Origin of the sequence: Rubrilithobacter danxiaensis, assembly GCF_047272945.1 — a bacterium.
Taxonomy (GTDB): Bacteria; Bacteroidota; Bacteroidia; order Sphingobacteriales; family Sphingobacteriaceae; genus Rubrolithibacter; species Rubrolithibacter danxiaensis.
In genome coordinates this window covers 173,935-187,392 of record NZ_JBKOPS010000008.1, presented here as the reverse complement: position 1 = coordinate 187,392, position 13,458 = coordinate 173,935, and the positions used below count along the sequence as shown (strand labels likewise).

15 protein-coding genes are annotated in these 13,458 nt (G+C 33.8%); 7 read left to right on the top strand and 8 right to left on the bottom strand.

Features of this window, described 5'->3' with window-relative positions; genetic code table 11:
• Window positions 1-263, bottom strand: a 263-nt coding sequence (locus tag ACLCDL_RS12460; protein ID WP_423148637.1) for a hypothetical protein, incomplete at its 3' end; no start/stop codon positions are given.
• Between the two features lie 185 nt (window positions 264-448).
• Between ACLCDL_RS12460 and ACLCDL_RS12455 the strand changes: the two genes are divergently transcribed.
• The 4 genes from ACLCDL_RS12455 to ACLCDL_RS12440 all read left to right on the top strand — a co-directional run bounded on the left by ACLCDL_RS12455 (window position 449) and on the right by ACLCDL_RS12440 (window position 5,644).
• Entirely contained in the window at window positions 449-586 is a 138-nt protein-coding gene (locus tag ACLCDL_RS12455) for a hypothetical protein (protein ID WP_423148636.1), read from the top strand.
• A 527-nt stretch (window positions 587-1,113) separates the two neighbouring features.
• On the top strand, window positions 1,114-4,272 hold the full coding sequence (locus tag ACLCDL_RS12450; protein ID WP_423148635.1) for an SIR2 family protein: 3,159 nt from the start codon (window positions 1,114-1,116) through the stop codon (window positions 4,270-4,272).
• 21 nt (window positions 4,273-4,293) lie between these two features.
• Window positions 4,294-4,986: a hypothetical protein gene (locus ACLCDL_RS12445; RefSeq protein ID WP_423148634.1), complete on the top strand. Its 693-nt coding sequence runs from the start codon at window positions 4,294-4,296 to the stop codon at window positions 4,984-4,986.
• A gap of 109 nt (window positions 4,987-5,095) precedes the next feature.
• Window positions 5,096-5,644 carry a DUF6438 domain-containing protein gene (locus ACLCDL_RS12440; protein ID WP_423148633.1) on the top strand — a complete coding sequence of 183 codons (549 nt, stop codon included), beginning with the start codon at window positions 5,096-5,098 and terminating at the stop codon, window positions 5,642-5,644.
• Window positions 5,645-5,698: 54 nt separating this feature from the next.
• On the opposite strand, the gene ACLCDL_RS12435 is transcribed toward ACLCDL_RS12440, so the two are convergent.
• Entirely contained in the window at window positions 5,699-6,217 is a 519-nt protein-coding gene (locus ACLCDL_RS12435; RefSeq protein ID WP_423148632.1) for a hypothetical protein, read from the bottom strand.
• A gap of 324 nt (window positions 6,218-6,541) precedes the next feature.
• On the opposite strand from ACLCDL_RS12435, the gene ACLCDL_RS12430 reads away from it, so the two are divergent.
• Window positions 6,542-6,997 (top strand): JAB domain-containing protein, encoded by a 456-nt coding sequence (locus tag ACLCDL_RS12430; RefSeq protein WP_423148631.1) that lies wholly within the window; start codon window positions 6,542-6,544, stop codon window positions 6,995-6,997.
• Between the two features lie 528 nt (window positions 6,998-7,525).
• On the opposite strand, the gene ACLCDL_RS12425 is transcribed toward ACLCDL_RS12430, so the two are convergent.
• Window positions 7,526-7,771 (bottom strand): hypothetical protein, encoded by a 246-nt coding sequence (locus tag ACLCDL_RS12425; protein ID WP_423148629.1) that lies wholly within the window; start codon window positions 7,769-7,771, stop codon window positions 7,526-7,528.
• A gap of 398 nt (window positions 7,772-8,169) precedes the next feature.
• Here ACLCDL_RS12425 and ACLCDL_RS12420 point away from each other — a divergent pair, with 398 nt between their 5' ends.
• A complete protein-coding gene (locus ACLCDL_RS12420; RefSeq protein WP_423148628.1) occupies window positions 8,170-8,766 on the top strand; it encodes a hypothetical protein in 597 nt (198 codons plus the stop codon).
• A gap of 139 nt (window positions 8,767-8,905) precedes the next feature.
• A complete protein-coding gene (locus tag ACLCDL_RS12415) occupies window positions 8,906-9,370 on the top strand; it encodes a hypothetical protein (RefSeq protein ID WP_423148627.1) in 465 nt (154 codons plus the stop codon).
• Between the two features lie 145 nt (window positions 9,371-9,515).
• On the opposite strand, the gene ACLCDL_RS12410 is transcribed toward ACLCDL_RS12415, so the two are convergent.
• The 5 genes from ACLCDL_RS12410 to ACLCDL_RS12390 all read right to left on the bottom strand — a co-directional run bounded on the left by ACLCDL_RS12410 (window position 9,516) and on the right by ACLCDL_RS12390 (window position 13,419).
• Window positions 9,516-10,796: a hypothetical protein gene (locus ACLCDL_RS12410; protein WP_423148626.1), complete on the bottom strand. Its 1,281-nt coding sequence runs from the start codon at window positions 10,794-10,796 to the stop codon at window positions 9,516-9,518.
• Window positions 10,796-11,239 carry a hypothetical protein gene (locus ACLCDL_RS12405; protein WP_423148625.1) on the bottom strand — a complete coding sequence of 148 codons (444 nt, stop codon included), beginning with the start codon at window positions 11,237-11,239 and terminating at the stop codon, window positions 10,796-10,798. Before ACLCDL_RS12405 ends, ACLCDL_RS12410 begins: the two co-directional genes overlap by 1 nt.
• Before the next feature lie 401 nt (window positions 11,240-11,640).
• Window positions 11,641-12,756 carry a VapE domain-containing protein gene (locus tag ACLCDL_RS12400; RefSeq protein WP_423148624.1) on the bottom strand — a complete coding sequence of 372 codons (1,116 nt, stop codon included), beginning with the start codon at window positions 12,754-12,756 and terminating at the stop codon, window positions 11,641-11,643.
• Complete coding sequence (locus tag ACLCDL_RS12395; RefSeq protein WP_423148623.1) at window positions 12,749-13,072, bottom strand: hypothetical protein; 324 nt, start codon at window positions 13,070-13,072, stop codon at window positions 12,749-12,751. Before ACLCDL_RS12395 ends, ACLCDL_RS12400 begins: the two co-directional genes overlap by 8 nt.
• Entirely contained in the window at window positions 13,072-13,419 is a 348-nt protein-coding gene (locus ACLCDL_RS12390) for a helix-turn-helix domain-containing protein (RefSeq protein ID WP_423148622.1), read from the bottom strand. The genes ACLCDL_RS12395 and ACLCDL_RS12390 overlap by 1 nt, the downstream gene beginning before the upstream one ends.
• Between the last annotated feature and the right edge of the window lie 39 nt (window positions 13,420-13,458).

Genomic DNA, 13,458 nt, shown 5'->3' with positions numbered 1-13,458 from the left:
AGCTGTAAGCTAAGTTCTTTTTCTACTTCTTTACTTATTCCTTCTATCCACGGTAGGTTCTTTACACTGTTAAGGTTACAAACGATTGTACCATTTTCGTCTTTTATACAGTGTATTACCACTCCCTTTTCCTTAACAAAGACTTCATAATCATCTTTGGAGATTTGCTTTACTATACCGGTTAACAGATCTCCTTTCTCATCAAAATAAGATATTTTAAAAGATTGAAGTTTCTTCTTGCGATGCTGTTGGGTTTTAAGCATTGGTAATGTTTATCATAAAATGGGTATTAAATATAAACAAAAAGTATAAATAAAGAAAATAAATTAATTTTTAAGAAATAAGAAAGATACTATACTTTCATCCCAAAACCTACCTTCCCCTCTTACTGCTGCTTAAGGAAGGATAAGGTAGGTCTTGGTCTTCGATCTCTTAATATGAATCGTCAGTGGTTTATTTAAAAGCTACTGCTTCCACTTCGCCCTTTGATGTACGTGCATTGCAAAGATGTACGGATAGTGCAGGAAGAAAGGTATTACGAAACTCCAATGCCAGCATAAAAGGACGCCAGATAGCGTTACGTTAAACAGTTCTGCGAACAGATTAACTCCACTTGCTCTTAAGCACAAAGACGCACTTTTTTTTATTATTGCTTATACTCTTATACCACCCACTTAAAAAATGTGTCGTCTTTCTATCCTAGCTTCTCAATCTGTCATCCTTTTTGCTTTAGCAAAGTCGTTTCTTCATGAAAGCTTTCTTTGTCTTTTTAAAAGTTTACGCTTTGCTACAACCCTTAAAAATCCAATCGCTTTCCATGTTAGGCTCACCATGCGGTCGCAAAACGCTTCACAACTGTCACAACTATTGATTAGCACCACACATCCCTTTAACTTCAATAGTTCCGCCAATTGCTTGTGAAGCATACTAAGCAGTCGCACTTTCAGTGCTCTCTCTGCTTAGACGTTTGCTCCATTCGCATGCTGGTTCGCTGAATGGTTGTGTAGATTCAAATACTACACACATGGGCGGTAGATCTTAGATGCTTTTATTACATTTACCTTTATACAAACTTGTAAAGTGTTATAACAAATTTGCTTCAATAGTAGTCCAATGACAAACAACCTTCATCTAGAATATTCTGCATTTCTCAGGTCTTTTAAAAGAAACATAGACGTTCCTCATTCCTTTTTATTAGGAGCAGGCGCCTCTATCAGTTCAGGAATACAAACCGCATATGATTGTATTTGGGAATGGAAAAAAGACATCTTTTTATCTAAAAACATTAATGCAGCGGAGTTCTATAAGAACTATAAAGACGAAGCTGTAAGAAGAAGCATTCAAAATTGGTTAGATACCCAAGGTGAATATCCCAAGCTTGACGCTATTGAAGAATATTCGTTTTATGCACAGAAGGCATATCCGATCACTGACGATAGACGTAAGTATTTCTTTAATTTAATTGAAAATAAAGAGCCATATATCGGCTATAAACTGCTTTGTTTATTAGCTGAACACGGTGTTGTTAAATCGGTTTGGACAACAAACTTTGATGGCTTAACCGCACGATCAGCCCATCAAAATAAACTAACCCCAATTGAAATTACCTTAGACAATGTAGATAGGATATATCGCAATCAAAGTAATAAGGAGTTACTAACCATAGCCTTACACGGGGATTTCAAGTTCGCAACACTTAAAAACACAGACAATGAATTAGATACTCAAGACCAAACGTTCAGGGAGCATTTAGCTAATTATCATATTGATAAGAATTTAATAGTTATTGGATATAGTGGACGAGATAAATCATTAATGCAAGCAATTATAACAGCATTTTCAAAGAAAGGAGCTGGGAGATTATATTGGTGCGGTTATGGAGACAACATGAATAAGGAAGTATCAGAACTTATTTTGCAAGTCCGAGCAGCAGGCAGAGAAGCTTATTATATAGCGACTGACGGTTTTGATAAAACTTTAATTCATTTAGCTAAATCAGCATTTGAAGACAATCAAACTATTGCCAAAAAAATTCAAGAAGCTTTAGAAACAACTGAAAAAGATGACTATCTAAAAACAGAATTTAGCTTGGATTTTGGAAAAACAGACAAGTACATAAAAAGCAATTTACACCCCATTGTGTTTCCAAAAGAAGTATTCCAATTCGAGATCGATTACCAAGACGAAAAACCCTGGAGTTTTTTGAAATCAATCACCAAAGATTCAAGTATCTGTGCAGTACCTTTTAAAAACAAAGTGTTTGCACTTGGAACGTTAACCGATCTTAGTAATGTTTTTAAGAGCTGTTTAAAATCAGAAATAAAAAGAGAGCCTATTTCTAAATTTGATATTGAAAACGTGTCAGCCTTTAAATCTTTGATGCTTAAGGCAATATTAACCCACTTCTCCTTTAATACTAACCTTGATACAAATTTTAAGGATAAAATTTGGCTTAGAAGCATTGAAAGAAAGTCGGGAAATGTAGACGTACATAAAGCTATTTACTTGTCCTTTTACTTTGATAAAAATAAAAGCTTTGGTTATTTATCGTTTACTCCCACAGTTTATCTTTCGTCTCCAGAAGAAATATCAAAAACTCAAAAACAATCAATAAGCAAAATTCAATTAGAAAAACTGTTCAATAACAAATATGATGAAGTATTAGCTTTTTGGAATAAAACTCTATTCAATGATAAACGAACCAAATTTGATTATCCTCTCTCTTCAGGAACTGGCTTTGAATTTCAAATTTCGTCAAAGACCGCATTTGGTGAAATAACTGTGTTAGATCCTAGTTACAGGTCCTACCCACCTAATAACTATGATAAGAAGCAGACTCAATTTAAGGGTGTGCAATTCTTAGAGCCACAACTGGTTTTTAGAAATATCTCAACAGATATTGAATTTAAAGACTTTCATCCAATGAGAGGGTTAGTAAACAACCGACCTTTTGATGTAAATCTCAATGGGGTGATCCATTCAAGTGAAATCAATTTAACTGTCGTATGTGGAAACCGATATTCAAAGTCGTTTTATGAATTCTTATCGAAGTTACAAGTAAAACACCAACGAGAAAATCTCGATTCAGATTATCTTATTGACTACCCTGGGTTTGCTGCTGCTTTTAATATCCCCATTAATATACCATACTTTGAAAATAGCGAGAGATGGTTAGACATTGATTTTATTGCAGACAATGAGTTAGAAAATCACAAAAATGCAATCAAGTTAGTTAGGCTCATTACATCTAAAATTGATCGAGTTTCAAATACACAAGGCCAGGGAACAATTGTAATATTTATACCAAATGAATGGCAGCCATTTGAAAGTTATATTAATGAAGGAGAAAGTTTTGACCTACATGACTATATTAAAGCTTTCTCGGCTTCAAGAGGCATTTCGACTCAATTAATCAGAGAAGATACATTAAGTGACAAATTGAAATGTCAAATTTATTGGTGGCTATCTTTGTCATTTTATGTCAAATCACTGAGGACACCGTGGATTCTAAGCAATCAAGAAAAGAACACTGCCTATGCCGGTATTGGTTATAGTGTTTCAAAAATTCAAGACAAATCCGAAATCGTCATTGGCTGTAGCCACATATATGACTCAAATGGGCAGGGCCTGAAATATAGACTCTCAAAGATTGACAATTACTTCCTAGACAAAAAACTCAATCCCTATCTGTCATACAAAGACGCTTTTCAATTTGGAGTGTCAATCCGCGAATTATTTTATCAGTCTCTTGACAAACTTCCAGAAAGAGTAGTGATACATAAAAGAACAAAGTTTACTGAAGATGAAATCAATGGAATCAAGGCCAGTTTAAATAAAGCTGGAATAAAGAAAATAGATTTAATAGAGATTAACTTTGAGATTGATGCCCGCTTCGTTGCAATGAGTGTTTATCAAAACACTTTACAAGTAGACAAATTCCCTATTTCAAGAGGAACTTGTATTGCTATCGATAAATATACTGCTCTCCTGTGGACACACGGCATAGTTCCATCAGTCAGACAACCAAATTACAAATTTTATTTAGGAGGTAGGAGTATTCCCGCGCCTGTCAAAATAACTAAACATTACGGGGAATCTAATATTAATACCATTGCAACTGAAATATTAGGATTGACTAAAATGAACTGGAACTCACTTGACCTTTACTCCAAACTTCCATCCACTATTGATTCTTCAAATGAAATTGCCAGGATAGGAAAACTGCTTTCTAGATTTGAAGGAAAAACATATGATTATAGACTATTTATATAACATCTTACTAGAATAGAATTTATGCAAATTGCTAGAAAACTTGCTGATCTTCACAGTGAATATAAAGTATATACTAGAACCCAATTAACTACTAGCTCGAATAATATCATTTGTAGCCTTTCGTCATCATTCCCTTACTTGTATAATTTCTATCAGAACTACATAGAAGTATTTTCAAATGAAGTAGAAAACAGGATAAAGGATGACAAAAGGGTAAGAAGTACTGATTTGCCATTTATTGGAGAGGATGTTGTCTCTACTGGAGAAGCAAAATTCTTTTTTGTCTTTGAAGGGTCACTGTCAGATAAAAATAAATTAAGTATAACGGCACTTGCACATCTTTGGCTCACTGAAGAGTCTGAGATTATCTCTTCATTTTCTGAGAGGTGGTGGAAAAAGCATCTTTATAACAACGTTCATAAACATCTTGATATAAAGTCAGAAATAGCAACGCAATCATATGTGTTTGATGCGAGGAGAACTCCTTCCAATGATCAGGATTTAATTTATAGGGAGATTGAGATGTTGAAGCCAAAGCTGGTAGTTTGTATTGGAACAACTGCGAGAGAGACAGTTGGGATGAGGTATATAAAACAAGACGCGAAGTTTCATTATGTAAGATTTCCAAAGTATATACCCGAAGGACAAAAGGAGAAAATTTGTAAGAGTTATAAAGAGTTAAGAGAAATACTTGACAATGTAAACTCTGATTAATATCCCTTCATTAAATTTTATTTTAACCCACCTATTTTAAAAGCTAACATTTGGATCTACTCTAAGTTAAGAGTATGGAAAGAATTAGGCTTTTGCATCAAAACAAAATATGAATAGGAGCACACTTTTCATTCTTATTAGCTTTCTGTTTGCATTCTTATCGTGCTCAAAGCAACCTTTAAAAAGAAACAATAACATTCAAAAGATTACATTTGCAACAGGTGGTGAATGTTGGGAAGGTGGTTGTCCTTACTTTGCTTTTTCTGTGGATAGCAGTCTAAACTATATTTATTTTGGAGGGAAAGGCGCTAAACTACAAGGTTATTATAAAGGTAGTATTACTCAGGGTCTTTGGGATACAATCAATATCAAGTTTGAGAATCTAAACAAAAAACCGTTAAACAACGACCACAAACACACATCTCATCCTTCTCCAGCAGTAGAAGTGTTTGTTTACAAGAATAACAAAGTTCAACATATCGCAGATTTTCCACATGGATTAAAAGACGATTGGTATACTGCTACTGGCTGGTTAAAAGACTCAGTAATACCAAAGACGCTTTTGCCAGCAATGCCAGTTGCATTTGAATCTACAGTACAGAATCCTAACTCGACGGTATTAGATAGCGTCATTAAAAAATACAACAGTCCCTTTTAATACCTTAAGATATAAGTGGTGTCCTAATACAGGCCTATTAAGGAGGTAAGAATTTCATTGCTTATTCTTATAAAGAACAGGTTTAGGGTTCATAGGAATCTTGAGCTTTCTATTAAAGTTAGGAATCAACTCTATAATATTATCGTCTGTTATTGTCTCACCAACATCTAAAAACGCCCATGTTAATCCTTCATCTCCACTAATTGCTAATAAATGTGATTGGCTTACTAATTTTCCCATAGGAGAGCCAAGTACAATCACTTCTGGCACTAGGCAATGGAGTTCTTCACCAGCCTGAAAGATTTCACCTGGCTCTCCAAGTACTGCTGTATCAATTTTAATGCTCTCCGATGCTAATTTCTCCATTCCTTCTTTTATTACAACTAACATTTGCTCCTTACCCCCAAGCTTTGCTACAAGAGATGGGTGCGTTTTGCTAATAACGGTTTCGAAATCAGAATTCTTAGTCGCAGTAATAATAATCTGAGCCTGTTTTTTTATCTCTTCCTTAAGCTGAGCAAAAGAAACTAGGGGTAACAACAATAAGAAGATGCAAATAGAGCGCGTAAACATAAAATTGAGAGTTAGTTTAAGAAGAACAAAATAGGTATTTGATACTTTAGAAGCTAATAGCTTTTAAAAAAATAGCTAAAGCTTCCAAGCACATTTTCTTATAAAGAGGTATATAGATTAAACAATCAGAAATAAAAATGTGCAGTGCTACTATGAGAGTGAGGTATCATTAATCATAATACAAAGTTAGGCTAAGAGCTACTGAAGCGTCCAAAAGATTGCCGAGCATAAACCCTCAGTCTAACCCACTATCAATTTATATCGTTTCCTTTTGGACTTGATTGCTCTTAGCCGAGGAGAGTACCATAATTAATTCAAACTATTATGGTACAAAATCAAATTCAAGTTGCCGAGGTGCAACTAGTTTACAAATCAAAAATCAAAGCTTCTGACAGACCTAAAATCACAGGATCAAAAGACGCATTTTTAGTAGTCAGAGAGCATTGGAATTTAGGAACGTTAGACTTAGTAGAACAGTTTAAAGTAATGCTTCTTAATCGAGCTAATAGAGTTTTAGGACTTATTGAAATTAGTACAGGAGGTATGTCAGGAACAATTGCAGATCCAAAAATCATCTTTTGTTCAGCTATTAAAGCTGCTGCATCTGGAATTATTCTTATACATAATCATCCATCTGGTAATCTTAAACCAAGTGAAGCAGACAGACAATTAACAAGGAAGCTGAAGTCTGGAGGAGAACTGTTAGATATATCTGTACTGGATCACTTGATAATTAGTTCAGAAGGCTATTACAGTTTTGCAGATGAGGGATTACTATAGGAATTCTTTTTATTAGATTGCATTTTAATTCATTAATTTTTTTACCTGGCTGTTGAGTTCGTACATAGTTCGTACAAGTACATATAGAGTGATTAAAAACACTTTTATTTAGCTCTGAAAGGCATATATGCTTGTTTCTTACAAGCAGAGGGTCACAGGTTCGAATCCTGTTGCTCCCACTTAATAATCAAGCACTTACGATAAAAGTAGGTGCTTTTTCCTTTTTTAGGAACCAACAAATCACCAACATCTCTATTAATTTGTCTAATGCCGCATTTTGAAAATGTCTATAGCGTACTTACTCTTATTTTCAATTTAATCTTCTTAACTACTGAATGTTATCTAATTTTATTCGGCAATATTTTAAATTGAAAATTTCAAAGTAATTTGTAGTGTTTGGTTATAGTTTTCGGGTAGCTATAGAAATATCAGGAGAACCAATACATTTTCTTTAGATAAAGGAGAAAAAACAACAATAGGGCTTAAAATAGCCCTATTAAGTCATTTAATTAGAAAGTAGATACATTATTAATTGTAAATCTTAGAGTTATCTACTCTTTTAACATTAGACCAATCATCTATCCTTATTAATTCTCCAAAACAATCTAATGCTGATAACTCTCCTGTATCTGTTGTAATTACGTGAAGAGTATCTATTCCTATTACTCCAAAGTCTATTGCATCGTCTATTAAAATAAGTTCTACTGTGTCATTAAGAAATATTTCATCTCCTAAAATGTCAAATTTTCCTGTTGCTTGTAAGTAATTGTTCATGTGTTAAAAGTTTAGTGGGGGGTTAGTCAACTCTCACTATTATACAAAATAGGATTGAAATACAAAATTAGTCCTGATAGGACTGTATTAAATTTTCCTCAACTTGCTGGTTTGCAATACAATACATTCTGATAAATTAGGGTGTGGTAGTAAAATTGTAACGATTCAAGTAGTTGCATTTAAATGTGGTTTAGCTAATTATTTTATAATCAATAGATTATGTTTTTGTTTCCAAAGTAGCCCCCCCGGTTTTCTAAATGAATTTTCCCCGGCATCCCCCAGCCGTTAAAACAACAAGTTATCTCTCCTGCAAATAGCCATGATTTATTTTACGCCGGGTTTCACGCCTAAAACTTTTAAATATTGAAGTGTTTTATTAGTAAATTTACATTATGGGAATGAGTGATGGGGCGATAGGCGCAATTTCGGGAGGGGCGAGTAGCCTTATAGGATTAGGAGTAGGGTTGTTTCAGCGAGCAAAAGCCAGGAGGTTAGAAAAGAAAACGGTAAGGCCGGTTTATTCAACTCCCGCAGAAGTAGCCCTAAATCAAAAGATAGCAGAAAAGAGAGCTGCTCAAGGAATGGGTACACAGCAATACGCTAATGCTCAAAACAATATTAATAGAAATGTTTCTGCTGGCCTAAATGCGCTTTCCACTCAGAGAAATGGATTGGCTGCCGTTGGTAATATTGTTGCTCAGGCGAATGACGCTTCTTTGAATCTTGATGCTCAAGATGCACAAATGCAACAAGCAAACGAGGCTCAATTGTTGGCTCAAAATCAAAACGTAGCGGATTATAAAGACAAGGAGTTTCAATACAATAAAGCGGATAAATATGCGGAGGCTATGAATAAAATAGCACAGTTAAGAGGGGCAGGAAATGCGAGCCTTAATAACGGTGTGAATAATCTTTCAAATATTGGCATGGCAATGTATCAAAATGCAACTCCTAAAACTCCTAAGGCTTCTAAAAGGTATAACCCTACCTTGTGATGATTAAATACAAAAAATCCTTTCTTATAAAGAGTTGTCAATGTGTAAGATTAACAGTTGAAAAATTTATTTTCAGGAAATAATACTGCATTTTTGGTTAAAATGATAATTGGATTATCTTTAACTGAAATTGTTGTGAATGAAATTATTTCTTGCCGTTGCTTGTTTTTGCTTTCTTAGTTTTACATCTACAGCTCAATCTTCCTTTCCTTCTATTCAATCTTTTTTTTATCTTACTGATAAGATTACTTCTCCCGATGATTTAAGGGTATATTTAAAAAGACATAATTATAGACTTTTAAATTCTGATAAGACCGATAGTACAATTGTTTTGACATTTACTAAGGGGAGAGGAAGTTCAATGAGACATTTTAATATTGAGTATAAAGGAATTGGCATAAGTTCTCTTACGTACACTACCCCTATTAAAACAGAATTTTTAGAGCTTCAATTAGAGGCAGTTGAGGGATTTGGGTTTAAATTATTCGAAAAAGGAGGTGGGGCAGATGGTAAAGAAAGGAAATACGCATTCAATAGATATTTTATAGGAGCGATAGAATCTATGGATGATGGCAAAAACACTCTGATTTTTTTTACAAGATAACCCCATTAGCAAAAGAAAATGATGAAAATACTGTTGTTAAAGAAAATACAAAAAAATAGATCCCTCTTTTAACGATTTATCGGCTGGAGTAATGAGAGTTCCTCCACCTAAAAAGAGATAAGAATGATATACACTGCTGCTGAAATTACAGATAGCATTTAAGCTCTTTGATTGTACCATTAATTTTAATAGCAATACCTTTAACATCCACTACAATGTCCTCATTTAGGCTTTTTGTAAAAACTGAAAAAGATAAATCTTTATCCCCTTTACTAATTGTAAGCTTAATTTTGGTGAATTTTTCAGTATTGTCTTCATAAATTCTTGCACCGCCATTTCCAGTATCAATATTTAATTTGTATACTAAAATTCGATAATTCTGAGGTGACTCATCTGCAATTATATCGTTAGTAGAAACTTCTTTTTCTTCTGCCAATAGTTTAGATGATACCGAAGATTTATAGTTCGAGTCTAAATAGCCAATACTTAAAAAATCGCCATTATCATCGTAGTTCCCAATTTCAATAGCATTGAAACTTTGACTTATTTTTAGATACTCTGTTACTTCAGACAACTTATTAGCCGAGATATTGATACTATCGACTAACATGTCCGATAAAGCCGCAGAAGGCTTTACATTAGCGGTTTCATACACTCCAATTAGACTTTTCTGAAGATTCTGGAAATTTTTAGATTGTTCCGGCAAATTAGACAAAAATTCATCGTTTTCGCTGGGCAGCACCTGTGAGACATATTGGAGATAATTATTTAAGAAATGTCCTATTATATCAGGATTTATCGGAAACATGCGGAGTTGCTTCTCAAACCCGAATTCAACATCGAAATTCAATTTATAACTCCCCACCTCTGATGGTTGAGAAAAAACTTGGGGTTCTAGGCCCAGATTTCTTAGAGTTTCTATACTCTCGTTCAGATAGCTGTATATCCTATTATTAACGCTATTTACATCATTAACTAAAGCTTTATGCATGTCTGCAAGCTTACCTTTTAAACTAAAAGAAAAACTTAATGATTTTGACACCACATTCTTGGCAGGTATGAAAGAATTCTGAAGTGGTAAATAGTCAGGAGGCACGATGTCAAGAGGTACATTGTACATAGCCAAGACTTTATCATTAATATCTTTGTCTATAATGAACATTTCTTGACTTTCCTTAATCAGTTGCAAGTATGATACACTCTTGTTAAAGAAACTTGAATTCTGTTTATCATCGACAATAATTACGAAATATCTAAATACGTCATTATCTACATCCTCATACGCAAGTGAGCCAAGTAACTTATTACCAAACCTGTTTGTACCTGAAAACAATATAGGATACTCATCAAAGTGCAGCACCTTGTAATTATCAGTAATTACTGGCAAGGAAGATTGTCTAAGATATGTATTATCAATTTCAAACATTAAGCCACAACTAATGGAATCATCTCAACGAGTTCAAGTTTTGTGATGTTAAAAGAATCTTCTTTGTAAAAGTCATAGTGATATTCGTTATACTCCGTTTGGTTAGGGGTATACTTAACATAACCGCTCTCAGCCAAAAATCTAACAACACATAAATTCCTCTTATCCCTCGGTTTAAACGTGGCAGTGGTAAGATATTTTTCCATTAACAATTTAGAACTTTCGTCATTCCATAATTCAAACGAAAGCCCATACAAACCACAAACCTCTTCGCAATCATCTTCATTTTGCGGAGTTTTCCCCCGTTCAATATGATTGCGGAAATCTGAGTCGTTTAAGCTATCGGACTTTCTTACTCTTCTAACGAAGGTATTGATGTTATCCTGCACTGCATCCTGAAAACAATCACAGACCGTCTTATCTGAAATGTTCTTAAAATTCATTATTAACAATAAGAGCTATAGAAATTAGTCTCGCTATTTACTAAAATTATTTCAAATATTATACTTATAGATATCATGAAGTATAAATTTTAATAAAATAAAATCATGACAGTTAAAATTGTTTAGAAATCGAACCTATCTCATGTTAGTTAACTGCTATATCATTGCCTTAATTTTAATTCAAATACTAATAATAGGGAGGTGTACAGGTTGACAGGTGTACAGGTAGTTTTTTAAATACTTTTACTATAAATATAAGGGGCTATACTACAGATGTATAACCCTTTTCTATTAATAATAGTATTTTACCCGTTTCTTCTGTTCACCTGTTCACTTACCCTCTTTCCGTTACTATCAGGCTTGATTTTAGGTGAACGGATCAGGTGTACAGGTTGACAGGTCTAAATTTCTAATACTTCATAAAACCTCCCTACAATCCCATTTATCTTTTTTCTCTTTTGAGTAAATCCTAATTTTTTAAGCACTAACCCTAATATTTTAGGATTTAAATTTACTCCTGTAATATTCTTAATTCTTACTACTATATCAGAGTTTGTAACATCAGAGACAAATTTTTCAGGATCACTCTCAGGTAAAGTATAATGTTTCAAAATCATTTCTTCTTCAATACAGGAGCTTTCAAATTCTACTGTACTTTGATTCAACAATAAAATTTCCTCCCTATTTAGATTATAGTTATAGCCTGATTTGTACAAATTATAAACCTCAATAAATAAGTGATATTTATTAATGCTATTGTAAACATCATGGTTGATACTTAAAACATTAATTGGTAAAATCCTCCTATTGCCTGTAGGATCATTTAAAATTTGATTATCGTTCGTTGTGCCACAAAGCATAGCCAAACGGTTTAAATCAATACTAACACGCCCGTAAGGCTCTCTTACGCTAAAGGTTTGTTTAGAAGTCATTTCCTTCAACTTTTTTTGCTCCTGCTTGCTTTTGCCGCCCATTTCGTCATCCATAATGATTAATTTCTTTGTCATTAGAATTTCGTCATCTTTACCAGCATCAAGTTTACTCTCTGCATAGTAAGGCTGTAGCGGTTCGGGTAAAAGCCTTCTAAACCATTCAGTTTTTCCGCAATTTTGCCCTCCGCATAATACTAACATTAAGGGAGAGTGACTACCATAAATGCTTGCAACCATTGAACACAACCATTTCTTAATAAACATATCATAATTGGGCGTATCAGTTACGATAGAAGTAATTAACTTATTAATATTATTCTCCTTTAACAGATCATTTTGATAGGTTTCTATGAAGTCCAGGAATGGATTATACTCTTTTGTATAATCAGAATAAAGTATACTTTCAACTAACTTTTGATTTGCTCTACTGTGGATGGTTTTACAGGCTATAAAAACAGAATTTAAGACCATATCATTAACAGGTTTCCCATCTATCTCCAGATTTCGTGTAATTGAGTTATAAGAGATATTGTAGTTGGATGAAAGAAACTCTTTTATGTCTTTGACGATAGATTGCTTATGCATTGAGAAGGCCCTCCATGCTATTAAATAAGCTTAGCTGTCTTTGCACTGGAAACCACTCCGGATTGCAGGTTACATAATCGGCAGGAAGTCCAGTAACTTTACAACGCTTGCGCTCTGTTACCTTTAAATGACCATTTTTTTCTAACGCCTGTTTATACCGTGTAAAACACTTATGAGGAACTCCAGTAGCTTTTGCCACCATAGACCCGGTAGCAATATTTGTTTTTAGATACTCGTAAACTATTTTTAACTGTCCTGCAAAATGGTTATCTTTGTCGTTCCAGCATACAAAAGATTTAATATTGGAGGTATTCATTATTGTTTACCTCCTTTCTTTTTAATTGCACTCTCAGCTAAACTTAAAATTGCCTTACTGTGATCGTGTTTAATTACAGTTTGACTTTCAATCCAGCTCATTAATTCTTTTCGAGAAAATACAAGTTTTGAACCAAACTGCTTGCACGGAATTTCTCCTTTTGCTGTTAGCTTATACATTTTGGATTTACTCAATCCAGTGATTTGCAGAGCTTCATTAAAATAACAACGGTCTGATTTGGGTTCCTCTATAGCAGAGGGGAAAAGATTTACTCCTTTAAAGAAGTTGATAAATAATAATTGGAGTTTTTCTAACTCTTGATCCGGTATCCTTAATACTACCTCCATTGAATAAAAATTTAACTGTCATCTCCATTGATAACTTGT

Bases quoted from the DNA above. Each gene is read 5' to 3' on its own strand.
- ACLCDL_RS12390 (WP_423148622.1), bottom strand. From the start codon at position 13,419: ATGGAGGTAGTATTAAGGATACCGGATCAAGAGTTAGAAAAACTCCAA.
- ACLCDL_RS12420 (WP_423148628.1), top strand. From the start codon at position 8,170: ATGAGTGATGGGGCGATAGGCGCAATTTCGGGAGGGGCGAGTAGCCTT.
- ACLCDL_RS12400 (WP_423148624.1), bottom strand. From the start codon at position 12,756: ATGCATAAGCAATCTATCGTCAAAGACATAAAAGAGTTTCTTTCATCC.
- ACLCDL_RS12445 (WP_423148634.1), top strand. From the start codon at position 4,294: ATGCAAATTGCTAGAAAACTTGCTGATCTTCACAGTGAATATAAAGTA.
- ACLCDL_RS12450 (WP_423148635.1), top strand. From the start codon at position 1,114: ATGACAAACAACCTTCATCTAGAATATTCTGCATTTCTCAGGTCTTTT.
- ACLCDL_RS12410 (WP_423148626.1), bottom strand. From the start codon at position 10,796: ATGTTTGAAATTGATAATACATATCTTAGACAATCTTCCTTGCCAGTA.
- ACLCDL_RS12405 (WP_423148625.1), bottom strand. From the start codon at position 11,239: ATGAATTTTAAGAACATTTCAGATAAGACGGTCTGTGATTGTTTTCAG.
- ACLCDL_RS12435 (WP_423148632.1), bottom strand. From the start codon at position 6,217: ATGTTTACGCGCTCTATTTGCATCTTCTTATTGTTGTTACCCCTAGTT.
- ACLCDL_RS12440 (WP_423148633.1), top strand. From the start codon at position 5,096: ATGAATAGGAGCACACTTTTCATTCTTATTAGCTTTCTGTTTGCATTC.
- ACLCDL_RS12395 (WP_423148623.1), bottom strand. From the start codon at position 13,072: ATGAATACCTCCAATATTAAATCTTTTGTATGCTGGAACGACAAAGAT.
- ACLCDL_RS12430 (WP_423148631.1), top strand. From the start codon at position 6,542: ATGGTACAAAATCAAATTCAAGTTGCCGAGGTGCAACTAGTTTACAAA.
- ACLCDL_RS12415 (WP_423148627.1), top strand. From the start codon at position 8,906: ATGAAATTATTTCTTGCCGTTGCTTGTTTTTGCTTTCTTAGTTTTACA.
- ACLCDL_RS12425 (WP_423148629.1), bottom strand. From the start codon at position 7,771: ATGAACAATTACTTACAAGCAACAGGAAAATTTGACATTTTAGGAGAT.